This is a genomic window from Marinomonas hwangdonensis (genome assembly GCF_003721245.1).
Classification (GTDB): Bacteria; Pseudomonadota; Gammaproteobacteria; order Pseudomonadales; family Marinomonadaceae; genus Marinomonas; species Marinomonas hwangdonensis.
On sequence record NZ_RIZG01000008.1, the window covers coordinates 1 to 25,018 of the forward strand.

A 25,018-nucleotide genomic window follows, 5' to 3' on the forward strand; every position below is an offset into this window, starting at 1 on the left:
AGCGCGCATCGGCGACCAAGGGGAGAGTCCTATCCAAGATCAAAATTTAGGAAGTGTTTTTGCTTCTTCTTTTAACCATGATCTAAGATGTTTTATGGCAATTTCGTTTTTTCGGCTTTCTTTGTGTACAAGATAAAAGTAATCCCCCGTTTTAAACCCACTACAGGGCAGCCTGACGAGGACGTTATCTTTTTCGTTCATCATGTAGTCGTTTACAAGGGCGATCCCCAGTGAGTGTTTAGCGGCTTCATACGCGAGCATTAGGTGACTAAAACGATGGAACTGAACCGATGCAGGTATGGGGATTTTTAGCTGGGCAAACCAGCGCCTCCAATCCTCCGTATGGCGATCATAAATACTGTATGCGGTGATAAGTGAAAATTGCGAAAGTAGGCTTGGTTCGCGATAGAGCTTTTCGAATAATTCTTCTTCTGTTGCTGTATTTAAACGATTTTTTATTATTTCGTAATACTGATGACTGCAAACAGGGAAAAGCTCCTCTTCGTAAAGGGACTCAAAAGAGAAGCCTCTTTTGTCTTTTTCAACCGTTATAAAAAAATCGGCAGTACGATCGGAAAGTTCTGGGGATCCGTGGCTCATTTCAATGCTAAGTTCGAGGTTTGGATGGAGTCGCTTGAGGTCTGGCAGCCTAGGAATTAACCAGTATACGGCGAAAGAACTGTAGACCGCTAAACGGATGTGGGTGGTTGGTTGTCCTTTTAGTCGGTTTGTGGCTTCTGTTATTTGCAGAAGCGAGCTGCTGATGGCGTCTAGATATTGTCGACCTTCTTTGGTCAATTCAAGGTTACGACCTTGGCGGTGAAAAAGGCTTTCTCCCAGATAATTTTCTAAAGTCCTGATCTGGTGAGATACAGCGCTCTGGCTGACGTTCAGCTCAATAGCGGCTAATGAAAAACTATTTAAACGAGCGACAGATTCAAATACGGGCAGTGTCTTAAGTGGGGTCATATTTATTATCTATTTTTCTAATACTAAGTCTAAATATATCATTTTATCTAATGTTAGTGGCGGTTTAGAATCACGCCATAATAAGCTTTCTATAAAAAGGAGAATGATGTGTCAGGACGTACCGTTACTAGTGCGATCTTTGTTTTGGTGCTTGGCAGTTTTTTTGCCACCTTGTGTGACACCTTTATAAAAATGGCGGGTTCTGATGTGGCGATATTTCAGCTCACTTTCTTGCGCGCGGTGTTTATGTGTCTTTTCCTGTTACCGATTATCGCTGTCAGGTATCGCCGGTATGCCCGTAACGATTTTTCGTTGGGTTTAAAGCTTCATTTTATTCGAGGCAATATGTGGGTGTTAGCCGCGGTATTGCTGGTGTTGTCCTTGGCTGAGTTGTCGTTAGCAACGGCAAATGCGGTGTTTTATACTGCCCCTATTTTTATTATGCTATTGGGCGCATTTTTCTATAAAGAGCGCTTAACCATAGATGTAATTTTGGCTGCTGTTTTTGGTTTCATTGGGATTCTAGTGATTTTACGCCCAACTGAGGTGAGCGCGGGGATGATAAGCGCTATTTTGTTTGCGGTTGTTCTCGCCACGAATAGTCTTTTAATTAAAAAACTGCCCCAGCAACAAGATATGCTGTATGGATTATTGGTCACTCAAGTTTTTGCATTGCCCGTTGCGGCTGGACTGGCTTTTTGGGAAGGTGCAGCATTTCAATTTGAGGTGGTATTGTTTGCTGCGCTTTCTTCCATTTGTTCTATTTTGTACAGCCTGTCTTGCCTTATTGGTTACCGTTATGTGGCTTCAAGCCAGGTAACCAGTGCTGAGTATTCAGGTCTTATTTTTGCGTTTCTTATTGGGTGGTGGGTGTTTGGTGAAACACCGGATATGGGCTTATTTATTGGCTCGCTTTTTGTAATATTGCCATTACTCTATTTGAGTCACAGAGACATTCGTCGTTTGAAGAAGCAGCAACTTATGTCTAACACTCGCTCTAATTTAGGTGCTGGCTAAGCGCAACGAGCAAAGATTCTTAATCATTTGCTCAATCATTTCCGATAAGTCTGTTTGGTCTAGGTAGATGCCATCTAGGAATAGTCTGGCTAGGCCATGCAGGCTTGCCCATGTGGTTTGTCCTATTCTTAGCGGTGTATTATTGTTTGGTAGTACACCGTGTTCCTGAAGTTCTTCAACCCATTCAATCCATGCTTTAAACGTTTGCTTTGAAGATTTTTTTAAGGAATCACTCGGGGTTCCCGCTTTCCATAGCGTTCTACCATACATAAGATCGTAGATTTCACTGTGCTCTAGAGCATAGTCCATATAAGCACACACGTACTCTTTAAAAAGCTGCTCTGTTGGATGGTCTTGTTTCTTGAGCGCAGCTAGCATCTTTTCTTGTTGGTTAAAGCCCCTCTCTGCAAGGGCACAAAGCAGGGCGTTCTTATCTTTGAAGTGATGATAAGGTGCCGTTCTTGATACTCCGACCTTATCCGCCAGTTTTCGCATGCTCAAACCTTCGACGCCTTGCTCTTTAATGATAGCGGTGGCGGCTTCTAGTAAGGATTTGGTGAGATCACCATGATGATATTGCAATTTTAATGTCGACATTCATTGATTAAATACTTGTATCTTGACAATGTCAAAATGAAATTCTATCTTGACGGTGTCAATATTGCAGATGGGTCACTGCAATCATTAAAAATAACAAATAGAGAGAGTCATATTATGAGTCAGTCACCTTATCCGCACCTTTTTCAACCACTCGATCTTGGTTTTACGACATTAAAAAATCGTATCATCATGGGGTCTATGCATTTAGGTTTAGAGGAGGCTAAAGGTGGTTTTACTCGAATGGCCGCCTTTTATGCCGAACGTGCTCGTGGCGGAGTTGCACTGATTGTCACTGGGGGGATTGGCCCAAACCCAGAAGGTGGGGTGTATGCGGGCGCTGCGTTGATGGCTACTGAGCAAGATGCACAGAATCACCGTGAAGTGACAGACGCTGTTCATGCTGAAGGTGGCAAGATATGCATGCAAATTCTACACACGGGGCGCTATGCATATAATCCCAAATTAGTTGCTCCCTCTGCGTTACAGGCACCAATTAATCCATTCCCTCCTCATGAATTAACGGATGACGAGATAGATAAGCAGATTAATGACTTTGTTCGCGCTGCGGCGCTCGCGAAAAAGGCGGGTTATGACGGGGTTGAGATAATGGGCTCCGAAGGGTATTTGATAAACCAATTTATTGTCTCTCGTACCAATCAGCGTGAAGGCGAATGGGGTGGAGACTATGATAATCGCATTCGTTTACCGCTTGAAATTGTGCGTCGGGTGCGAGAGGCGGTAGGGAAAGACTTTATCATTATTTACCGCTTATCCATGTTGGATCTTGTTGAGCAAGGTAGCACATTGGATGAAGTGATTACCCTTGGTCTTGGAATTGAAAAAGCAGGTGCGAGCATCATTAATACAGGTATCGGTTGGCATGAAGCGAGAGTACCGACCATCGCAACTAAGGTACCTAGAGCCGCTTTTACTTGGGTCACAGCAAAGTTAAAAGCGTCCTTAACAGTACCTTTAATCACTTCTAATCGCATTAACATGCCAGATACTGCAGAAACGGTTTTAGCCCGTGGTGACGCCGATCTTATTTCTATGGCAAGGCCGTTTCTAGCTGATCCTGAGTTTGTTGTTAAGGCTGAGCAAAATAGAGCTGACGAGATCAACACCTGTATTGGCTGTAATCAAGCCTGTTTAGATCACGTTTTCGTCAATAAAATGACGTCGTGTTTGGTTAATCCAAGGGCTTGCCATGAAACAGAATTGCTTATTACGCCAACAGATACACCAAAAAGAATTGGTGTGGTTGGCGCCGGCCCAGCCGGGCTAGCTTTTGCAACGACTGCAGCAAAGCGGGGTCATCTTGTCACCTTGTTCGACTCTGCCAGTGAAATTGGCGGTCAGTTTAATATTGCCAAGCGCATTCCTGGCAAGGAAGAGTTTTACGAGACATTGCGCTTTTTTAAACGTCAGCTTGAGCTGACAGGGGTGACTTTACGTCTTAATACTAAGGTGGATGAGTCTTTGCTGAATGAACATGACTTCGATGAGTTGGTGTTTGCTACGGGTATTGTACCAAGGCAGCTTGACATTGATGGTATCGATCATCCTAAGGTGATGAGCTATCTGGATGTCATGAACGGTCATGCCGTAGGTAAACGTGTTGCTGTGATTGGTGCGGGAGGTATCGGTTTTGATATCAGTGAGTACTTGATTCATCATGCTGATCAGCCGCAACAGAGTATTGAGCGATTTATGAAGCAATGGGGCGTTGACATGACGTTCAGCGCAAGAGGTGGTGTTGAAGGTGTTAAGCCTGAATTTGCACCAGCCGCAAGAGACGTGTTTTTGTTGCAGAGAAAGGCATCTAAGGTGGGCGGCAAGTTGGGTAAAACGACAGGCTGGATTCACCGTACTGAACTGTTAAAGAAAGGCGTTACTATGTTGGCTGGGTGTGAATATCAAAAGGTAGATGATGCGGGTCTTCATTTGTTAATTGATGGAAAGTCACACTGTTTAGACGTAGACAACGTAGTGATTTGTGCAGGGCAGCTACCGAATAAAACGCTTGCTGAAACCGTTAATCGCCCCGTTCATTTTATCGGTGGTGCAGATGAGGCGTCAGAGTTGGACGCTAAACGTGCGATTAAGCAGGGCACTATTTTAGCCTCTTCCCTATGAGATTGGTAAAATCCATCAGGTTTTGATTTCACACATCGATTAAGGCAATGGTTGTTGGTATAAAGCGTGTTAATAATAGTGGCGCTTTATACCGGCTTTGCTTTTTAATTTAAGTGATGCTTTAGAGTTGCGGTGGAGTATCATTTGGCTCACCTGTTTTGAGCAATTTCAACAAGTCTTCTCTTTTCATGCTGCCTTTAAGGGCCAGATCGAGTTGATATTGGTACTCATTATTCCAATCGGTGGTTCTTGGGATAAGGGCTGAAAAATCACCAATCGCGGACTTCATGACTTTTAAGTACGCCTGAATGTTTTGTTCCTGATCAATTAAAATATTTTTTAGAGCCGTGGCACTGCTGTGCCTTAAATACAGCTTTAATGTCTCATTTTGTTCTTCAATGGCGTTTATTTTCATTTCTTGTTGCTTAAGGCTTTCTTGAAGACTGGTTAGAAGCTGCTCTTGCTGAGCAAGTTGATCGTTAGAAGGCGTGCTCTCTTTTGGTGACAATAAAAAAAATGCGACACCGGTAGACGCAGAAACGCTGAGTAAAAAAACAACGAACGCCGTAATAAACAGTGCTTTGTTGTTTTTTTTAGGTGCGAGTTCGTCCGCAGGTTTTTCATCGTCCACTTTTTTGTCTTTTGTGGGTTTCGTTGCCATTTTGTTTCTCTCTTTATTGTGCGCCTAATCATCAGTGTGCTGATTTATGATAGAAGAACAAGCTTTTTAAGCCAATATACTGAGCTATGTTGTAAAATCTGATATCGAATGTCGGTCAAACGTTTAGTTTTCGTTGCTCAACCCTTAAAATACAAAAGTTTGTCGTGTTGATACAATAACCTACTAAAATAGTCAGGTAAATACTTGATAAAAACAGTAGGTTTTGTGTACTATTTACCCCTACAGATTAATACTAATTGGATAGTTTATGCGCCTGACAACAAAAGGTCGTTATGCCGTAACCGCCATGCTCGATCTAGCGTTACATTCAGACCGAGGGCCGGTGTCTTTATCTGATATTTCGAATCGACAGGGAATATCTTTATCTTATCTTGAACAATTGTTCTCTAAGTTACGTAAGAAGTCATTAGTAAACAGTGTTAGAGGCCCTGGCGGAGGTTACCGTCTGAGCCGTTTGCGGAGTGATATTTTTGTTGCTCAGATTGTAGATGCTGTTAATGAGTCTGTTGATGCGACGGGTTGTAAAGGGCGAAGTGACTGCCAAAGTGGGCATACTTGTTTGACCCATCACTTGTGGTGTGATTTGAGTGATCAGATACATGATTTTTTAAACAAAATCAGTCTTGATGAGTTGGTTCGCCGAAATGATGTGCGACAAGTTGCAGAGCGACAAGATCTCGAAAGCCGACAATGGTCTTTAAACAGCAGTAAAATTAATGCTGCCGTAGTGGATTAAGTAGAGAATAAAATAGCTGAGATAAGCACTGTAAGGCATTGTGTTTATCCACCATAAAAAGTGAGTGTGTATATGACTGAGCAGATTGATAAGGCGCTGGCGCGGGAGTATGAAGCGGGTTTTGTGTCTGATATAGAGTCAGAAACGTTTGAACCTGGATTGAATGAAAACATTATTCAACGTATTTCTGCAATGAAAGGCGAGCCTGAGTGGATGCTTGAATGGCGTCTAAGTGCTTTTCGTGAATGGTTAGCAATGGAAGAGCCTGAATGGGCCCTTGTGGATTACGCTAAGATAGATTTCCAGTCTATTTCCTATTATTCAGCGCCTAAAAGTATGAAGGATAAACCCAAGTCCTTGGATGAAGTTGACCCTGAGTTGCTGCGGACTTACGAAAAGCTTGGTATTCCTTTAATAGAACAACAAATGCTGGCTGGTATCGCTGTTGATGCGGTATTTGATTCGGTTTCTGTTGTTACGACTTTTCGTGAAAAACTGGAAGAAGCTGGGGTGATTTTTTGCCCGATTTCAGAAGCCGTTCATAAGTATCCTGATCTAGTTAAAAAATACATCGGTAGCGTTGTTCCTAAAAAAGACAACTATTACGCGGCGTTGAACTGTGCCGTATTTACGGATGGTTCTTTTGTTTACATCCCTAAAGGCACTCGCTGCCCTATGGAGTTGTCGACTTATTTCCGTATCAATGAACAAAATACAGGCCAATTCGAGCGTACCTTGATTATCGCGGATGAAGGGAGCCACGTGAGTTATCTGGAAGGTTGTACGGCGCCACAACGTGATGAAAATCAGCTGCATGCGGCGGTAGTAGAGCTCGTTGCCCTAGATAACGCTGAGATTAAATACTCAACGGTGCAAAACTGGTATCCAGGCGATGAGAACGGTAAAGGTGGTATTTACAACTTTGTCACCAAGCGTGGTATTTGTCATACCAACGCGAAGATTTCTTGGACGCAAGTCGAGACTGGTTCTTCGGTCACTTGGAAGTATCCAAGCTGCATTTTGAAAGGCGATAACAGTGTAGGCGAGTTCTACTCAGTTGCTTTGACGCGTGGTCGTCAGCAAGCCGACACCGGGACCAAGATGATTCATATCGGCAAAAATACCAAGTCTACCATTATCTCCAAAGGTATTTCGGCAGGAAGAAGTAACAACAGTTACCGTGGACTTGTTCGTATGAACCCAGGTGCCGAAGGTGCGCGTAATTTTACCCAGTGTGACTCTCTGTTGATTGGTGATCAGTGTGGCGCGCACACTTTCCCTTACGTGGAAAGTCGTAACCCATCAGCCATTATTGAGCATGAAGCGACGACCTCTAAAGTCAGTGATGAACAGATGTTCTTGTGCCGTCAGCGTGGCCTGGACCCTGAAAAAGCCGTCTCTATGATTGTGAATGGCTTCTGTAAGGAAGTATTCAAAGAATTACCAATGGAATTTGCCGTTGAAGCGGGCAAGTTACTAGAAATAAGCCTTGAAGGCTCAGTAGGTTAAGGAATTATTAAAGATGTCGAACACGAAAAGTTTGTTGACGATAAAAGATTTGTACGCCAGCGTTGAAGAAAAACAGATCATCAAAGGGTTGGATTTAGACATCAAACCGGGTGAAGTGCACGCGATCATGGGACCAAACGGTGCCGGTAAAAGTACCCTTGGCTATGTTTTGTCTGGTCGTGATGGTTACAGTGTAGACAGTGGTAGTGTGACGCTTGATGGCGAAGATTTACTGGAAATGGAAACCGAAGACCGTGCTCGCGCAGGGTTGTTCTTGGCGTTCCAATACCCAGTCGAAATTCCCGGTGTTAGCAACTTAGAATTTCTAAAAGCGTCGGTTGATGCACAGCGTCAAGCCCGTGGTGAAGACGCCATTACCTCTGCGGATTTCTTGAAAGAAGCGAAAGCAGCGTGTAAGCAAGTTAACTTGCCAGTGGCTTTCTTGAAGCGTGGTGTTAACGAAGGTTTCTCCGGTGGCGAGAAAAAACGTAATGAGCTAATGCAGATGCTGTTGCTGAAACCAAAGCTTTGCATTCTAGATGAAACCGATTCTGGTTTGGATATTGACGCTTTGCAGATAGTGGCAGAGGGTGTGAATAGCCAACGTTCCGCAGATCGCAGTTTTATTGTTGTGACCCATTATCAACGTCTTTTGGATTACATTAAGCCTGACTTTGTGCATGTATTGTCTGACGGTAAAATTGTTAAGAGTGGTGATGCTTCCCTTGCGCTTGAGTTAGAAGCTCAAGGTTATGCTTGGTTGCAAAAAGAGCCAGTTGAAGACGAACTTGAGGGGTAACGCATGAGTGAATGGTTAGAAAGCGCCATTGCTCGAGCGCAAGGTATCAATGACTGGCTTGCGCCAAAGCGAGCTCACGCACTGGAACTTTTAGCAAATACTAAGTGGCCAACGCGTAAAACGGAAGCGTGGCGTTATACGCCTTTGCGCCCTGTAGAGCGTACGCAAGCAAAAGTCATTACCGATAAAGTTGAGTTGCTTCCGGTTGCCATTGCGGGTTTATCTGCGATTGAATTGGTCTTTGTGAATGGTCAGTTTGACCAAACGCAATTGACGAAAACCTTGCCTGAAGGTGTGTCCATTTCCTTGGGTAGTGATTTAGATACGGCGCAACAAACAGAAGCACTACATACATTTTCGACTATTAAGCCAGAGCGTCACATTTTCGGTTTGGTTAACGACGCACTAGCACAGGATGTCGTGGTGGTGACGGTGGCGGAAGGGGTTGAGGTTACTCAGCCGATTCGTATTAGCTCTTTGTTGAGTCAAGGCGCGGAATCACATACTCGTGTGCAAGTTACTTTGGCAGCGGGCTCGCGATTAACCGTGATTGAAGATGTCCAAGCCCAGGGCGATAGTTTTAATACCGCGTTTGTTGAATACAAGGTCGCTGCGAATGCTAGTCTAGAACATTATCGCTTTGCTCTACAGACAGGCAGTAATGTTTCCATTGGTGGTAGCCATTTTAGCTTGCATGACCACGCTAAAATGCACAGTACCCTGGTGGGTTTTGGTAGTGAGCTGTCTCGTTTAGACACAGACATTATTCATGCGGGTGAGTTTGCAGATGCCAAGCTTAATGCCATGTATTTGTTAGATGGAAAAGAGCTGTTTGATCTGCATGCGACGGTTGAGCACGCCATGCCCAATGGCAAAACTGAAGAGAATGTGCGTTGTATCGTAGCGGATCGTTCTCGCGCTATTTTTAATGGTCGTATTCATATTCACCGTGATGCACAGAAAACTTTGGCAGAGCTAAATAACCGCAACTTGCTGTTATCCGATAAAGCTGAGATTAATACTAAGCCAGAGTTAGAAATATACGCTGACGATGTGAAATGTGCTCATGGGGCAACCGTAGCTCAGATTGATAAACAAGCTTTGTATTATTTGCAGACTCGCGGTGTAAGCCGCTCGAAGGCGCAAGTGATGCTCAACTTTGGTTTTATTAATGAGTTGATTGATTTAATGCCAAATGCGGCGTTGGCGGAGTGGATTCGTCCTATTATCCGTGAACGATTTGCGCAAATGGAAGTGAAGTAAGCGAGAATCGAATGAATTTTGATGTGGCTGCTATACGTGATCAATTTCCGATTTTAAAGCGAGAAATTGATGGAAAACCATTGGTCTATCTTGATAACGCAGCGACAACACAAAAGCCGCAATGCGTGATTGATGCATTAGTGAATTATTACAGCACTTGCAATTCCAACGTACACCGAGGTGCCCACCGTCTTGCGGATGAAGCGACGGGGCGTTTTGAAGCGGCCCGAGATATTGTCAAAGACTTTATTAATGCTTCAAAGCGTGAGGAAGTGATTTGGACGACTGGCACCACGGAAGGCATCAACATAGTAGCGAATGGATTAGGTCAGCTATTGTCCACTGGTGATGAGGTGATCACAACGGGCATGGAGCACCATGCCAATCTCGTGACTTGGCAGCAAGCGTGTAAGGCGTCAGGCGCTATCTTAAGAACGGTTCCTGTTACCGATGAGGGGGAACTCGATCAAGTGGCTTATGAGTCCATGCTCAATGAGCGGACACGTTTTGTCGCATTAACTCAGGTTTCCAATGCACTAGGTACAGTGAACCCAGTGAAAGCCATGACAGCAAAAGCAAAAGCGGTGGGGGCCCGGGTTTTAGTGGATGGTGCTCAAGGTGCTGCCCATGGCTGGGCCAATGTGCAAGATATTGGTTGTGACTTTTATGTTTTCTCAGGCCATAAGCTGTATGGACCAATGGGAATCGGCATACTATGGGGCAGAGAATCTGTCTTAGAAAACTGGCCGGTATGGCGCACTGGTGGCGAGATGATTGCGTCTGTGACCTTGCAAGACGCGACGTGGAACGTACTGCCTTATCGTTTCGAGGCAGGTACTCCTAACGTGGCAGATGCTATCGCACTGGGTGAAGCGATTCGTTGGTTTACTTCACTTGACCAAGATGCAGTCATGGCTCATGAAAAAGCCTTACTTGATCATGCCACTGCATTGGCAGAACAGTTTGAGGGGCTAACTATTGTTGGTACCGCCAAAAATAAAATAGGGGTTCTGAGTTTTATATTAGACCATGGTCATCCAGCGGATATTGGTTTTTTGCTAGATCGTCAGGGCATTGCAGTACGTACAGGGGATCATTGTGCGCAGCCGTTAATGGCGCGTTTTAATGTGCCAGGTACCGCTCGCGCCTCTTTTGCTCTTTATAATACACTTGAAGAAGTTGATGCTTTGTTTGTCGCGCTGAAGAAAGTGCGAACAATGCTGGCTTAGGAGATTTTGATGACAGTAACAACGTTTGATCCTGTCTCTAGCGTGTCGTTAACCGCTTCTGCACAGAAATATTTTGCCTCGAAATTGGTTAAACAACCTGGCAAGTTGATCCGTTTAAGTACAAAAGAAAGTGGATGCACGGGGTTTTCTTATGTATTGGACATTGCTGACAGTGCATCAGAAACAGACACGGTTCTCTCTTTTGGCGATGTTACTTTAGCTGTGGACTCACAGTCTATTAGCCTGCTAAATGGCACAGAGATTGATTTGGTTCGCGAAGGTGTTAACGAAGTAGTGAAGTTTAGAAACCCTAACGTCGTAGCGGAATGTGGCTGCGGTGAAAGCTTTAGTGTGAGTTAACTTCATGCAGAAAATGGTAGTGACAAACCGTGCTTGTCCAGCACGACGAGTACCAAGTGGCGAGCCGGTTAGTATTCCAGAAGGTCAGTTTATTACGATCAACCAGAGCTTAGGTGGCAACTACACGGTCACTTGGCAAGGTAATATGCTGCGCATAGACGGTACCGACGCGGAGGCCATTGGTCAGCAACCAGAGGTCTTGGATTTTGAAGATCTTGGTACTGGTCAGATCAGTAAGGATCAAGTCTGGCAGGCTTTAGATACCATCTACGATCCAGAGATTCCGATCAGTTTGGTCTCTTTGGGTTTGGTATACAAGGTAACGCTCGATCAAGACGCCAAGACGGTTTTGATTGATATGACGTTGACCGCGCCGGGTTGCGGAATGGGGCCTGTATTGGTGGGTGATGTAAAATATCGAGTCGCTAAAGTCCCCAATGTAGATACAGTTAAAGTGGATCTTGTGTTCGATCCGCCGTGGTCTCGTGAAATGATGAGTGAAGAGGCGCAATTAGAGGCGGGTCTTTTCTTCTAATTATTCCAGTGGATTTGTAAAATCGAATAGAATAAGAAACGGCCTTGGCATCTAGCTAATGCCGTTTTTATTTTTAATAGGCTTATTGACGCGAAAAGAGGGGTTTCATGTCCTTACCGACTACAGAAGACATTATTGACGACCTGTCGTTTTTTGACGATTGGGAAGATAAATACAAATACATTATTGATTTGGGTAAATCTTTGCCTGCGTTTGATGATGCGTGGCGTACGTCAGAGCGTCTCGTAAAAGGTTGTCAAAGCAGTGTGTGGATTCAGCCCGGCAGCGAGCAGGATGCGGTGAAAGGGGAGGTGCTTACGTTTGCCGTAGACAGTGACGCCATTATCGTCCGTGGTTTGTTAGGCGTGGTGATGGCCGCGTTTAACCATAAGACACCGCAAGAGATTTTAGATTTTGATATTTCGGCGTATTTTGAGGCTCTGGATTTGGAGCGTCACCTAAGCCCGACACGTGGTAATGGTTTGCGCTCTATTGTTAATCGCATTAAGAGTATCGCTCAGGCCGCCGCTTAATTGATGATTACTTTGTATTTGATGGAGAGCTTGTCATGAACGTCCCTGTTTACTTAGATAACTCCGCTACGACACCAGTGGATCCAAGAGTAGCCGAAAAAATGATGGCGTGTTTAACGCAAGATGGTAACTTTGGAAATCCAGCGTCTCGTTCTCATTTATTTGGTTGGCGAGCGGAGGAGGCGGTGGAAGAAGCGAGATTGCAAGTGGCGACGCTTATTCAGGCTGATTCCCGTGAAGTGGTTTGGACATCGGGTGCAACAGAGGCGAATAACTTGGCCTTGAAAGGAGTTGCTCATGCTTATCGGCAAAAGGGTCGTCACATTATTACGTCGATGATCGAACACAAAGCCGTGTTAGATCCTTGCAAGCAGCTTGAAAAAGAAGGTTTTGAAGTGACGTATCTTCAGCCGGATCGTCATGGTGTTATTTCGCCTAGCCAAGTTGAAGCCGCGCTAAGAGAAGACACCATATTGGTGTCCTTAATGCATGGAAATAATGAGTTAGGTGTGCTGACAGACATTGCGGCAATAGGTGAATTAACTCGCTCTAACGAGGTGTTGTTCCACGTCGATGCTGCCCAGACGACAGGGAAAGTAGCCATTGATGTGAATGCAATGAAAGTCGATTTAATGTCACTTACAGCACACAAAACATACGGTCCTAAAGGTGTGGGTGCGCTCTACGTAAAACGCAGTCCTAAGGTGAAAATAGAAGCGCAGATTCATGGAGGTGGTCACGAGCGTGGTATGCGTTCAGGGACATTGGCCACTCATCAAATTGTTGGCATGGGGGAAGCGTTTCGTCTCGCTGGCGAGGAAATGCGGGCCGACTGCCTTCGAATAAAGCAGCTACGCGATCAGTTGTGGTTATCTTTAAGCGAATTGCCAGGTATTTATCTCAATGGTGATTCCGAGCATAGGGTGGCGGGTGTATTAAACGTCGGTTTTTCAGGCGTAGAGGGCGAGGTGTTACTGATGTCACTCAGTGATATTGCGGTTTCTTCAGGGTCTGCCTGTACTTCTGCTAGCCTAGAGCCATCCTATGTACTGCGAGCCATTGGTGTAGCAGACGATTTAGCACACAGCTCATTGCGGCTGTCCGTTGGTCGCTTTACTACGCAAGAAGACATTGAATTTGTCTCAGCGACCATCAAAAATGCGGTGACACGTTTACGATCGTCTTGTTGATCAGTGAAAAAAAGGTGTTTTTACTAGGTATTGTCTAAATAATATTGGTTTGAGCATACAATTTTAACCAATAGGTGCGTATAATCTGCACGCTAAACTTTTATGTCATGGGCCATGTTAAACATCGCCCTTTTAAATTCAATTTGGAGTTATATCATGGCGTTAGAACGCACTCTATCTATCATCAAACCTGATGCTGTTGCGAAAAACGTAATCGGTGAAATCTACACGCGTTTTGAGCGTGCTGGTTTTAAAATCGTTGAAGCGAAAATGGTTCAACTAGACGATGAGTTGGCTGGTGGTTTTTATGCTGAGCATAAAGAGCGTCCTTTCTACAAAGACTTGGTTGCTTTCATGACTTCTGGTCCTGTGGTTGTTTCTGTTCTTGAGGGTGAAGGCGCTGTTCTTCGTCACCGCGAACTAATGGGTGCGACTAACCCTAAAGAAGCTGCTGCTGGTACATTGCGCGCAGATTACGCAACGTCTATCGATGCGAATGCGGTTCACGGTTCTGATTCTGTTGAATCAGCAACGCGTGAGATTGCTTACTTTTTCGGTAAGTAATTGACGCTTAGGACATTTTTGTCCGAATCGATTTGTAAAAGCGGGCTTTTGCCCGCTTTTTTACAGAGGCTTCTGAAAAGCGTTTTCTTTTCAGAGGCTTTTTTCGTTTACATTTAATGCTATATAGCAAGCGACTTGGAATTATGACTGACAACAAAAAAATAAACCTTTTGGGTTTATCTCCTAATAAACTCATCGATTACTTTGAATCGATTGGCGAAAAGAAATTTCGTGCCACTCAGGTGATCAAATGGATTCACCAGAAAGGCGCAGAAAGCTTCGATGAAATGACCGATGTCAGTAAAGTGCTGCGAGCTAAATTAGAAAAAACATGTGAAATTCGTGGACCAGAAGTGGTATCTCAAACGATTTCGCAGGACGGTACGCGTAAGTGGATTATTCGCACGGAAGGGGGCAAAAACGATTGTGTCGAAACCGTCTTAATTCCCGATGGTGATCGAGCCACTCTTTGTGTGTCATCGCAGGTGGGTTGTTCATTGGATTGCAGCTTTTGCTCTACGGGTAAGCAGGGGTTTAATCGCAATTTAACACCCGCTGAGATCATTGGCCAAGTTTGGATCGCCATTAAATCTTTTGGGCCAATGGACCCAAATGGGCCTCGCCGAGTGACTAACGTTGTTATGATGGGGATGGGCGAGCCACTGATGAACTTCGAACCTGTGGTCGATTCCATGATATTGATGATGCATGACAACGCATATGGATTGTCAAAGCGTCGTGTTACTTTGAGTACGTCTGGCGTGGTGCCAAAGATTTATGAGTTGGTGAAGCATACGGATGTGTCTTTAGCAATATCTTTGCATGCGCCAAACGATGCTTTACGTAATGAGCTTGTGCCCATTAATAAAAAATATCCCATTGCTGAGCTACTTGAAGCATGCCAGTTTTATTTGGCGAATTTGCCAGACAAACGTCATATTACGATTGAATACACCTTGATGTCGGGCGTCAATGACAATGAGGAGCAAGCTCATGAGTTGGCTGAGCTGCTTCAGGTGTTAGAGTGCAAGATTAATTTGATTCCGTTCAATCCATTTCCGAATTCAGGTTATGAAAAACCGTCCAATAATCGTACTCGTCGTTTCCAAAAGATTTTGGCGGACGCTGGTTACACGGTGACAGTTAGAACCACGCGTGGAGATGATATTGATGCAGCGTGTGGACAATTAGTCGGAGACTTTCAAGACAAGACTCGTCGCAGTCAAAGATACATAGAGTTGCGAGAAATAAAAAATTAACGATTACCCAGACGAGCCCTAGTGGCTCGTGATGAGACAAGGATGTCTATATGCGATGGTGTTTTCTGCCTTTTTTATTGGGCTGTTTGTTAAATGCGTCTTGTGCTTATCAGGTTGTCGCACCAAATCCTGTGTCCATGTCAGACGATAGGCGACTGACAGTAGCTCAAACACACATACTGCTTGGACAATGGACGTTAGCAAAAAAGCAATTAGATCAAGTGAGTTCGCCGCATCAAAATCAAGCATATTGGCGCTTACTCGGTTTATATTGGTTAAGTGTTGGGAATGACGATGAGGCACTTTTGGTTCATAAAAAAGCATTGGCTCATTATCCGCTTGATGACTTTATTCTGAACAATTATGGCGTTCTATTGGGGTTGAATGGCCGTTGGGAAGACGCTTGTGGTGCATTCAGGCGTGCCGACAAAGTTGGCCATCCAAAGCGCCAATCAGTACAGATAAATCTTTCTAGATGTGGATTGCGTCAGAAACGAGTAAAGTTGGCTGAAATACATCTAAAGCAAGCAAAAGAAATTGATGATTTGCCTCTGATAGGTTTGATGACAGAGCTCAATCTTGTTTTAATACAGGGCAACTACGACCAAGCTCGCTTAATTCTAAATAATATCCAGGCTCACAAAGAAATTGCCCGAGGATCGGAGCATTTTAATGAATACAACTGTCTGTCGTGGCACTTATCTGAACACGAGACTGACCCTACACTGTATTCATTTGCGAGTGATTTTACATGCCTGAATGGCTCAAGGTATTGACATGACAACTGAATTTCAAACGGATGTTTCTGCAAATAATGCAAGCACAGATACGATTAATATTGGTAAGAGATTAAAATCAAAAAGAGTAGAGCTTGGCTTTGATGAAAAGCAGGTTTCCAGTGAGTTAAAAATTACCACTGATCAAGTTCGAGCTCTAGAAGCCAATAATTTCACATACTTTAGATCTGTTACTTTTGCGCGAGGCTTTTTAAAAAGCTACTGTCGTTTGTTGGATATTGATCCGACAGACATGGTTCGTGCCTTTGATGCGGACAGAGAAAAACAGGTTACACCGTCGACTATTCAGCCAGTTGATAAAGTGAATAAACAGTCGCATTTTGGCGATCCGATCGTCGTGTTTATTTCAATTGTTGTGATTTCTGTGTTGGTTTTCTTGGTCTTTTGGTGGCCATCAGAGTCATCGACAGCATCTGTGCCGAGTTTTCAAAGCGATGAACAGGCTGCAGCAGAGTTCATTAATCAAACACCGCTCTTAGAGCTTTCTGATGTCAACAATTCTGGATTGGACTTGGCGCCTTCATTAGAAGAGTCTGTTGTGCCTAATAGTGAAAACTTGGATATCGAAAATAGCGTGATTGAAAACGTAGGCTCTGAAGACATTGACATGTCCAGCGATGATGAAATCTTCAGCTCGGCACAAGAGGTTGCGGTCGAAGTGCCTAATGTGTCGATCCCTGATAGTGCCAATGAACCGTCTGTATTAGAAAGTGAGTCCCAGACAGCGAGCTCAGTGTCACAAGCGAATTCAGTAGCGCCAACAATCTCTTATTCAGACGACATCGAAATCGCGTTTGTGGAGGATTGCTGGACGGAAATTCGTGATGCCACAGGGAAGATTTTATTTTCTGGAGTAAAGTCTAAGGGTAGCCAGCTATCGCTGACTGGACAGGCCCCATATCGCGTTATTTTAGGTTATACGAAAGGCGTGTCCTCGCTAACATACAAAGGCGAAGCGTTCGACTTTTCTTCTTTTGTTCGTAACGATTTGGCTCGATTTGAGCTTAAGTAGAGACTCCTATGCATTTTGAATCTCCTATAAAACGCCGCCATTCTCGTCAGATTATGGTTGGTAATGTGCCGGTTGGTGGTGGTGCGCCGATCAGTATTCAAAGTATGACCAATACAGAAACGTGTGATGTGGATGCTACGGTAGCTCAGATTCGTGCTATTGCCGATGCTGGTGCCGATATCGTGCGAGTTTCTATTCCATCAATGGACGCAGCAGAAGCGTTCAAAAAAATTCGTGAGGCGGTGTCTATACCGCTGGTAGCAGACATTCATTTTGACTATAAGATTGCGCTAAAAGTGGCGGAATACGGTGTGGATTGCCTGCGTATTAATCCCGGAAATATAGGTAACAAAGATCGCATTCGTGCGGTTGTGGATTGTGCTCGCGATAAGAATATTCCGATTCGTATTGGTGTGAATGCTGGTTCTTTAGAAAAAGATCTGCAGAAAAAATATGGGGAACCTACGCCTGATGCGCTAGTTGAATCCGCTTTTCGTCAGATTCAGTATTTTGACGAGTTAGACTTTCATGAATACAAATTGAGTCTTAAAGCGTCTGATATTTTTATGACGGTGGAAGCCTATCGTAAAATTGCCAGTCAAATAGACAACCCCTTGCATTTGGGGATTACAGAGGCGGGTGGTTTGCGCTCAGGGACAGTGAAATCCTCTATTGGCCTTGGTTTGTTGCTGATGGATGGTATAGGTGACACCTTGCGCGTATCTTTGGCGGCAGACCCTGTACAAGAAGTGAAAGTTGGGTGGGATATGTTACGTAGCTTGAAGCTGCGTAGTCGAGGTATTAACTTCATTGCTTGTCCCAGCTGTTCGCGTCAAAACTTTGATGTGATTAAAACCATGAATGAGCTAGAAGAGCGTCTTGACGATATTACTATTCCAATGGATGTCGCGGTCATTGGCTGTGTGGTCAATGGCCCTGGTGAGGCGAAAGAGGCTGACATTGGCCTTGCGGGTGGCTCCCCAAACAATTTGATCTACCAAGATGGTAAGCCAAACAGTAAGACAAAAAATGACACTCTCGTTGATGATTTGGAAAAGATGATTCGTCAGAAAGCGCTCTTAAAAGAGCGAGAATTAGCCAACATCATTGTAAAAAATTAAGGATCCATTGTGGCTCGAAAAATTCAAGCGATCAGAGGAATGAATGATATTCTGCCTGATCAATCATCTGTTTGGTTGTATTTAGAAAAAACCGTGGCAGAAGTCGTTAAGTCTTATGGGTATCAACAAATCCGTTTTCCCATTGTTGAAAACACCGACTTGTTTAAGCGTGGTGTTGGTGAAACAACAGACATCGTAGAAAAAGAAATGTATACCTTTGAAGATCGTAACGGTGAGTCTTTGACGTTGCGTCCTGAAGGGACAGCGAGTTGTGTACGAGCGGCTGATCAGGCGGGTTTATTGTTTAATCAAGTTCAGCGTTTATGGTACACGGGGCCAATGTTTCGTTACGAGCGCCCACAAAAAGGTCGCTATCGTCAATTTCACCAAATTGGCGTGGAATCTTTTGGCATGGCTACGGCGGACATTGATGCAGAGTTAATTGTTCTATCGGCGCGTTTATGGCAAAAGCTGGGGCTTTTAGAGCATGTTGAGTTGCAGTTAAATACCATTGGCTTAGCGTCTGAGCGAGAGGCTTACAAAGCCGCTTTGGTTGATTACTTGACGGAGTTTAAAGATCAGCTTGATGAAGACAGTCAACGTCGTTTAAGTACGAATCCTTTACGTATCTTGGATTCTAAAGAGGAAGCTACCCAAGCCATCTTACAGGGGGCGCCTAGCTTAGATGCGTTTATTGGTGAGGAGTCGCAAAGCCATTTTGAACGTCTGCAAACGATTTTGAAGGCCAATAGGGTCCCTTATGTTATTAATCGTCGTTTAGTTCGCGGTCTAGATTATTACGGCAAAACCGTCTTTGAATGGGTGACCACGCATCTTGGTGCTCAAGCTACGGTGTGTGCTGGTGGCCGATACGATGGTTTGGTGGAGCAACTGGGCGGTAAACCAACCCCTGCCGTCGGTTTTGCAATGGGGATTGAGCGCTTGGTACTGTTGCTTGAAACTTTAAGTTTGATTCCCAGCGAAGCCAAATTCTCGGCCGATGTTTTTGTGGTTAGTATTGGGGATGATGCGGAAGTAGCCTCAACGACGCTGGCTGAACAATTACGTGAAAACCTCCCAAGTTTGGTTGTATTACGTCATTGTGGTGGTGGTAATTTTAAGAATCAAATGAAGAAAGCGGACCGCTCTGAAGCGCGTTTTACTATTATTTTGGGCCAAGACGAAGTGGAGCAAGGGGTTTGTCAGGTCAAAGATATGTCGACAGGAGAACAGCAAACGTGTGCGTTTGAAGATCTACCTGCTTATATAAGTGGCAACCTATAATTTGATTTAATACCGTACAGCTTTTTAACCAACCTGCAGTATCTTGAATGAGGAAGAGAAAGTGTCTGAATTAAAGACGGAAGAAGAACAGATCGAAGCCTTTAAAACTTGGTGGAAAAAGAACGGTCTTGCCCTAGTTATTGCCGCTGCTGTTTCGGTCGGTGGTTACTTTGGCTGGCAGGCATGGAAAACAAGCCAAGCGAATCACATTAGTGAAGCCTCTGCTTTGTATCAAAGTTTGGTTCAGGCTTCAGCCGATTTGAGTGACGAAAGTAACCAACAAACGGTTACTTTCATGGCCAATCAGCTTTCTGAGGACTATGGTGATACGGGTTATGCCATGTTTGGGCAGTTGTTTGTGGCTCGAGTTAAAGCCGAAAATGGGCAGTATGATGAAGCGATTGCTGCTCTTGATTCGGCTATCGAGAAAACCACCGATGCGTCTTTTGTGGCGATAGCCAATCTTCGAGTTGCTCGCCTGTTACTTCAAAAAGATGAATATTCAGCGGCAATGGCTCGTGTTGAGCAAGTAACGGCCAGCGAGTTCGTTGTGCAAAAACAAGAGTTGATGGGAGATATTTTTATACAGCAAGAAAAGCGTGAAGAGGCTCGTATAGCCTATGAGCAAGCAAGCGAGGCATTGGGTGCCGGTGTGAACCATCCTCTGCTGGAGATTAAACTAAAGGATTTGGTTAAAGGGTAATTATGAGCAAGTCTCTTGTACTGACTGTGATACTTTCGGCCTTTATCCTGCAAGCGTGCTCAAACTCACGTCCTGCCTTACCTTCGCCACCCGCTTTTGATAGTCAAGTTGTCTTGAAAAATGAATGGCGTACGAATGTTGATGGTGGTTTTGGCGAATCCAGTGAACGCTTTAGTATAGTGTCAGATGACGAAGCGGTATTTTTAGTCACTAACAAAGGTACAGCGTACGAATTAGATCAAGAGAGGGGTCGAATCCTTCACGCAGTCAAGACAGATTATAGAGTGAGCTCTGGCGTTGCCCGTAATGCTGACACCTTGTATTTTGGTACTTATGATGCGAAGTTGGTTGCGGTATCCTTGTCAATGGGGGCGGTTCTATGGGAAAAAACACTGAGCTCCGAGCTATTATCTGAAGCTTCTTACGCTAATGGTAAATTAGCGGTTCAGACCGCGGATGGGTGGTTAAGTCTTTTAGATGCCAACTCTGGGGATACCTTGTGGCGTGCTAAAGAAGACTTGCCTTCCCTTACCGTTAGAGGCACCAGTGCCCCAGTTATTTCACAGAATCGTGTGGTGGCGGGGTTTTCAAACGGTAAGTTGAAAGCTTTTTCTATAGAAGACGGCAATCTGCTGTGGTCTTACGATGTGGGTAAGCCGGAAGGGCGTTATGAAATAGAACGCCTTAGCGACATTGATGGTCGACTTGTGGTGGTGGATAACATCGTTTATGCGGTTGCGTACAACGGAACCCTGGCGGCTTTGTCGCTAGAGACAGGACGACCTGTGTGGCAACGCAATATTTCCAGTTCAGTGGGTGTCGCGGTCAGTGGTCAATTATTGATTGCGGTTGACATGAAGAGTAGAGTTATTGCTTTGAATGCCAAAAATGGCAGCGAAGTCTGGCAAAATTCACAGTTACTTGAACGTGATCTGATTACGCCGGAGTTTTTGCGTGATTATGTTGCCGTGATGGACCGTGGTGGTTATGTTCACCTATTGGATTTGAACAGTGGGGAGATTGTGGGTCGTAAAGTGGCTGGCAACAAATCTCCACCTGGTAGCCGCATGGTGGCGGTTGACCAAAAGTTATTTATTCTTACGCCGAACTCTAATGTGACGGCATTGAGCTACTGAAATCGAAGACGATTTCTTAATTAGCGATTTTTGAAGGGGCTGCTATCTTTTTAAAGGTGGTGGCCGCTTTGTATTTTTAAAGGTAATAAAATGATTCCAGTTATTGCATTGGTAGGTAGACCCAATGTTGGCAAGTCAACACTCTTCAATCAGTTGACGAGATCCCGAGACGCTTTAGTGGCTGATTATCCAGGATTGACCCGTGACCGTAAATACGGTGATGGCAAGCTTGGTGAGCACGACTTTATTGTTATAGATACCGGTGGTATCAGCGGAGATGAGCAGGGGATTGATGAAAAGATGGCTAGGCAGTCCTTGTTGGCGATCGAAGAAGCGGACACTGTACTCTTCTTAGTGGATGGTCGACATGGTTTGAATCCTGCAGATGAGATGATTGCCAACCACTTGCGTCGATCAAATAAGCCCGTCTCCCTAGTAGTAAACAAGACGGATGGGATCAATGAAGACATTGCGCTGGCGGACTTTTATTCGCTAGGGTTTGGTGAGCTTCATCCTATCGCGGCTTCTCATGGTAAAGGCGTGCACATCTTAATTGATAAGGTTATGTTGCCCTTTGCTGAGCGCGTAGAAGAGGCAAGAAGCCAGATTAGTTTGGAGTCAAGAGGCATTCGCATCGGCGTTGTCGGACGGCCTAATGTGGGTAAATCGACCTTAGTAAACCGTATGCTTGGTGAAGACCGTGTTGTGGTGTATGACATGCCAGGAACGACGCGTGATAGCGTTTATATTCCTTACGTTCGCCATGACAAAGAGTATACCCTGATCGACACGGCGGGTATTCGTCGTCGCAAGCATGTCAAAGAAGCCATTGAGAAGTTTTCCATTGTTAAAACGCTTCAAGCCATTCAAGACGCGAACGTGGTTATTGTGGTGATAGACTCCCATGAGGATTTGGTCGAACAAGATCTCCACATGATTGGTTATGTATTGGATGCCGGTCGTGGTGTGGTGATCGCGATCAACAAGTGGGACGGACTCAAAAAAGACGATCGTGAGCACATTAAAAGCGAAGTTGAACGCCGTTTAGGCTTTGTTCCGTATGCGAAAGTACATTATATTTCTGCGCTTCATGGAACCGGTGTTGGGGACTTATACGACACAATAGAAAGTACCTACGAGTCATGTTATGCCAAGTGGTCAACTAATAGATTGACGCGAATATTGGAAGATTCTATTGCTGAACACCAACCACCTATGGTGAATAGTCGTCGTATTAAGTTACGCTATGCACACCAAGGTGGCTCTAATCCGCCGCGTATCGTGGTGCACGGTAATCAAACAGATTCCCTACCTGGTAGTTACAAACGCTACCTTGAGAATAAGTTTAGAACCGTACTTAACATCACAGGTACACCGATTATTTTTGAATTTAAATCGTCTGAAAATCCATACGCGCCGAAAAAATAGCCGTCAATCAGAGGGTATTTACGTTAAAACCCCAAGCACTTGGTTTAACCAAGATGCTTGGGGTTTTTTTATATAAAATGCATAAAATCCCTTTCTAAATATAAGCTTATTCACTATCCTCGCGTTTATAGCCTGAGCTTAACGGCAGGTACGTTTTTACAAGCACGCTTTATTTGTGTGCTTTCTTTATTGTTCAAAGGACAACTATGAAAATCGCAATACTTTCTCGTAACCCTCGACTTTATTCTACTCGTCGCTTAGTTGAAGCGGGTGAGCAGCTTGGTCATGAAGTCGATGTTATTGACACAATGCACTGTTACATGGACATCACCAGTAGCAACCCCGTGGTTCGTTACAATGGCGAACCTCTGCCTAGATACGATGCTGTGATTCCTCGCATTGGTGCGTCGGTAACATTTTATGGTACGGCGGTGGTAAGGCAGTTTGAGATGATGGGCACTTACAGTATTAATGAATCTGTTGCCATTAGCCGTTCGCGCGATAAATTGCGATCTTTGCAGTTAATGTCTCGAAAGGGCTTGGGTTTGCCTAAAACGGGATTTGCTCACCATCCAGATAAAATAGGGGACTTGCTGAAAAACGTAGGCGGAGCCCCAGTGGTTATTAAGTTATTAGAAGGCACGCAAGGTATTGGTGTTGTTTTGGCGGAGTCAAACAAAACAGCAGAATCCATCATTGAGGCTTTTATGGGGTTGAAGGCCAATATTCTGGTGCAAGAGTACATTAAAGAAGCGGGTGGTGCGGATATCCGCTGTTTAGTCGTCGGCGGTAAGGTCATTGCCGCAATGAAAAGACAGGGTGCTGAAGGAGAGTTTCGCTCAAATCTGCACCGTGGTGGTAAGGCGTCACTGGTGAAATTGTCGCCAGAAGAAAGACGCACTGCTGTTGAAGCGGCAAAAGTGATGGGGCTTAACATGTGTGGTGTGGATATTTTGCGTTCCAATAACGGCCCTTTGATTATGGAAGTAAACTCGTCACCCGGTCTAGAAGGGATTGAAAAGGCGACAGGGAAAGACGTTGCTGCCATGATCATTCAGCACATCGAAAAGTCTTCTTTGTTGAGCAGCACAAAGACGAAGGGTAGAGGTTAATGAGAGAAACGGTTCTAACCATCGGCGATACGAATATTCACTTAGGTGGCACGGCTAGAATAGAAGTGCCTATGGTGAAGTTGTACACGGATACCAACATGTCTATGCCTGTTTTTGTAAAACGTGGCAAACGCCATGGACCGACGCTTTTTATCAGTGCGGCTATCCATGGTGACGAGCTAAATGGTATTGAAATCATCAGTCGTATCATACAAAGTAAATATTTAGAGAGTTTAAAAGGTACCCTGATTGCTGTTCCGATTGTGAATGGCTATGGTGTGCTCAGTCAAAGCCGATATTTACCAGACCGTCGAGATTTGAACCGTTCTTTTCCTGGCTCTAAAAGAGGTTCTTTAGCGGGTCGAGTGGCAGACCGTTTTTTAAATGAAATTGTCGCTAAAGCTGATTACGGAATTGATCTTCATACGGGCAGTTTGCATCGTACTAATTTACCGCAAATACGCGCCAACCTTGATGACCGTGAAACTCTTGCGATTGCCAGAGCTTTTGGTGTTCCTGTCATTATGAATGCTAATTTGCGAGACGGCTCGTTGCGTGAGTGCGCCAATGATGTTGGCGCTAAGGTGATTCTATATGAAGCGGGTGAAGCGCTTCGCTTTGATGAGTTTTCAATCAGGGCGGGGGTTCAAGGCATTATTGGTGTGATGCGTCACCTCAATATGTTACCGAAGTCGCGCAGTAAAAAAATGTTTCCTGAGCCGAAGATTGCAAGAAGCAGTAGTTGGGTGCGCGCAACAGACAGTGGTTTTACTACTCACCTTAAAGCATTAGGAGATCTCGTTGAAGAGGGAGACGTGCTGGCGGAAATAAAAGATCCATATGGGGATATTTTAGACAGAGTGCTGTGTAAAAACGGTGGCATTATTATTGGCAAACAGAATATCCCTTTGGTGCAAGAAGGTGAGGCTATGTACCATATAGCGCATTACTCATCGGCTGACGTTGTCGCGGGTTATATGGAAACTATGCAAGATGAGTTGATGGATAACAAGATGGATTAGTGTTATTCATAGACCATAATTA

The 25,018-nt window shown here is 44.6% G+C and carries 25 protein-coding genes; 22 read left to right on the top strand and 3 right to left on the bottom strand.

Annotation, left to right across the window (positions count from 1 at the left end; all coding sequences use genetic code 11):
• Positions 1 to 39: 39 nt before the first annotated feature.
• Positions 40 to 969: a LysR substrate-binding domain-containing protein gene (locus EBI00_RS12590; protein ID WP_206612586.1), complete on the bottom strand. Its 930-nt coding sequence runs from the start codon at positions 967 to 969 to the stop codon at positions 40 to 42.
• Between the two features lie 108 nt (positions 970 to 1,077).
• Here EBI00_RS12590 and EBI00_RS12595 point away from each other — a divergent pair, with 108 nt between their 5' ends.
• A complete protein-coding gene (locus EBI00_RS12595) occupies positions 1,078 to 1,986 on the top strand; it encodes a DMT family transporter (RefSeq protein ID WP_123096296.1) in 909 nt (302 codons plus the stop codon).
• On the opposite strand, the gene EBI00_RS12600 is transcribed toward EBI00_RS12595, so the two are convergent.
• Positions 1,972 to 2,583 carry a TetR/AcrR family transcriptional regulator gene (locus tag EBI00_RS12600; protein ID WP_123096297.1) on the bottom strand — a complete coding sequence of 204 codons (612 nt, stop codon included), beginning with the start codon at positions 2,581 to 2,583 and terminating at the stop codon, positions 1,972 to 1,974. The genes EBI00_RS12595 and EBI00_RS12600 overlap by 15 nt on opposite strands.
• 117 nt (positions 2,584 to 2,700) lie before the next feature.
• Between EBI00_RS12600 and EBI00_RS12605 the strand changes: the two genes are divergently transcribed.
• Entirely contained in the window at positions 2,701 to 4,722 is a 2,022-nt protein-coding gene (locus EBI00_RS12605; RefSeq protein ID WP_123096298.1) for an NADPH-dependent 2,4-dienoyl-CoA reductase, read from the top strand.
• A 121-nt stretch (positions 4,723 to 4,843) separates the two neighbouring features.
• Here EBI00_RS12605 and EBI00_RS12610 read toward each other — a convergent pair whose 3' ends face one another.
• Positions 4,844 to 5,383: a hypothetical protein gene (locus tag EBI00_RS12610; protein WP_123096299.1), complete on the bottom strand. Its 540-nt coding sequence runs from the start codon at positions 5,381 to 5,383 to the stop codon at positions 4,844 to 4,846.
• A gap of 268 nt (positions 5,384 to 5,651) precedes the next feature.
• Between EBI00_RS12610 and iscR the strand changes: the two genes are divergently transcribed.
• From iscR to EBI00_RS12710, 20 genes are all read left to right on the top strand, one after another.
• Positions 5,652 to 6,140, top strand: coding sequence for a Fe-S cluster assembly transcriptional regulator IscR (gene iscR / locus EBI00_RS12615; protein ID WP_123096300.1), 489 nt, complete (start codon positions 5,652 to 5,654; stop codon positions 6,138 to 6,140).
• A 72-nt stretch (positions 6,141 to 6,212) separates the two neighbouring features.
• Positions 6,213 to 7,649, top strand: coding sequence for a Fe-S cluster assembly protein SufB (gene sufB / locus EBI00_RS12620; RefSeq protein ID WP_123096301.1), 1,437 nt, complete (start codon positions 6,213 to 6,215; stop codon positions 7,647 to 7,649).
• 13 nt (positions 7,650 to 7,662) lie between these two features.
• Entirely contained in the window at positions 7,663 to 8,448 is a 786-nt protein-coding gene (sufC, locus tag EBI00_RS12625; protein ID WP_123096302.1) for a Fe-S cluster assembly ATPase SufC, read from the top strand.
• A 3-nt stretch (positions 8,449 to 8,451) separates the two neighbouring features.
• Positions 8,452 to 9,711 carry a Fe-S cluster assembly protein SufD gene (gene sufD, locus EBI00_RS12630; protein ID WP_123096303.1) on the top strand — a complete coding sequence of 420 codons (1,260 nt, stop codon included), beginning with the start codon at positions 8,452 to 8,454 and terminating at the stop codon, positions 9,709 to 9,711.
• 11 nt (positions 9,712 to 9,722) lie between these two features.
• Positions 9,723 to 10,940 (top strand): aminotransferase class V-fold PLP-dependent enzyme, encoded by a 1,218-nt coding sequence (locus EBI00_RS12635; protein WP_123096304.1) that lies wholly within the window; start codon positions 9,723 to 9,725, stop codon positions 10,938 to 10,940.
• Between the two features lie 9 nt (positions 10,941 to 10,949).
• Positions 10,950 to 11,300, top strand: a complete 351-nt coding sequence (locus tag EBI00_RS12640) for a HesB/IscA family protein (RefSeq protein WP_123096305.1) — start codon at positions 10,950 to 10,952, stop codon at positions 11,298 to 11,300.
• 4 nt (positions 11,301 to 11,304) lie between these two features.
• Entirely contained in the window at positions 11,305 to 11,835 is a 531-nt protein-coding gene (sufT, locus tag EBI00_RS12645) for a putative Fe-S cluster assembly protein SufT (protein ID WP_123096306.1), read from the top strand.
• 107 nt (positions 11,836 to 11,942) lie between these two features.
• Positions 11,943 to 12,368, top strand: a complete 426-nt coding sequence (locus EBI00_RS12650) for a SufE family protein (protein WP_123096307.1) — start codon at positions 11,943 to 11,945, stop codon at positions 12,366 to 12,368.
• Positions 12,369 to 12,403: 35 nt separating this feature from the next.
• On the top strand, positions 12,404 to 13,558 hold the full coding sequence (locus tag EBI00_RS12655; protein ID WP_123096308.1) for an IscS subfamily cysteine desulfurase: 1,155 nt from the start codon (positions 12,404 to 12,406) through the stop codon (positions 13,556 to 13,558).
• 156 nt (positions 13,559 to 13,714) lie between these two features.
• Positions 13,715 to 14,122, top strand: coding sequence for a nucleoside-diphosphate kinase (gene ndk, locus EBI00_RS12660; protein WP_123096309.1), 408 nt, complete (start codon positions 13,715 to 13,717; stop codon positions 14,120 to 14,122).
• Between the two features lie 143 nt (positions 14,123 to 14,265).
• Positions 14,266 to 15,381 carry a dual-specificity RNA methyltransferase RlmN gene (gene rlmN, locus EBI00_RS12665; protein ID WP_123096310.1) on the top strand — a complete coding sequence of 372 codons (1,116 nt, stop codon included), beginning with the start codon at positions 14,266 to 14,268 and terminating at the stop codon, positions 15,379 to 15,381.
• Positions 15,382 to 15,431: 50 nt separating this feature from the next.
• Positions 15,432 to 16,157, top strand: a complete 726-nt coding sequence (locus EBI00_RS12670; RefSeq protein ID WP_123096311.1) for a hypothetical protein — start codon at positions 15,432 to 15,434, stop codon at positions 16,155 to 16,157.
• Between the two features lies 1 nt (position 16,158).
• Positions 16,159 to 17,190 carry a RodZ domain-containing protein gene (locus EBI00_RS12675; RefSeq protein WP_241557033.1) on the top strand — a complete coding sequence of 344 codons (1,032 nt, stop codon included), beginning with the start codon at positions 16,159 to 16,161 and terminating at the stop codon, positions 17,188 to 17,190.
• 8 nt (positions 17,191 to 17,198) lie between these two features.
• Complete coding sequence (ispG, locus tag EBI00_RS12680; RefSeq protein ID WP_123096313.1) at positions 17,199 to 18,311, top strand: flavodoxin-dependent (E)-4-hydroxy-3-methylbut-2-enyl-diphosphate synthase; 1,113 nt, start codon at positions 17,199 to 17,201, stop codon at positions 18,309 to 18,311.
• A gap of 9 nt (positions 18,312 to 18,320) precedes the next feature.
• Positions 18,321 to 19,595, top strand: coding sequence for a histidine--tRNA ligase (hisS, locus tag EBI00_RS12685; RefSeq protein WP_123096314.1), 1,275 nt, complete (start codon positions 18,321 to 18,323; stop codon positions 19,593 to 19,595).
• Positions 19,596 to 19,656: 61 nt separating this feature from the next.
• Positions 19,657 to 20,298: a YfgM family protein gene (locus EBI00_RS12690; RefSeq protein ID WP_123096315.1), complete on the top strand. Its 642-nt coding sequence runs from the start codon at positions 19,657 to 19,659 to the stop codon at positions 20,296 to 20,298.
• Between the two features lie 2 nt (positions 20,299 to 20,300).
• Entirely contained in the window at positions 20,301 to 21,434 is a 1,134-nt protein-coding gene (gene bamB / locus EBI00_RS12695) for an outer membrane protein assembly factor BamB (RefSeq protein WP_123096316.1), read from the top strand.
• A gap of 90 nt (positions 21,435 to 21,524) precedes the next feature.
• Entirely contained in the window at positions 21,525 to 22,862 is a 1,338-nt protein-coding gene (gene der / locus EBI00_RS12700; RefSeq protein ID WP_123096317.1) for a ribosome biogenesis GTPase Der, read from the top strand.
• A 206-nt stretch (positions 22,863 to 23,068) separates the two neighbouring features.
• On the top strand, positions 23,069 to 23,974 hold the full coding sequence (gene rimK, locus EBI00_RS12705; RefSeq protein WP_123096318.1) for a 30S ribosomal protein S6--L-glutamate ligase: 906 nt from the start codon (positions 23,069 to 23,071) through the stop codon (positions 23,972 to 23,974).
• On the top strand, positions 23,974 to 24,996 hold the full coding sequence (locus tag EBI00_RS12710; protein ID WP_123096319.1) for a succinylglutamate desuccinylase/aspartoacylase family protein: 1,023 nt from the start codon (positions 23,974 to 23,976) through the stop codon (positions 24,994 to 24,996). Before rimK ends, EBI00_RS12710 begins: the two co-directional genes overlap by 1 nt.
• Positions 24,997 to 25,018 lie beyond the last annotated feature (22 nt).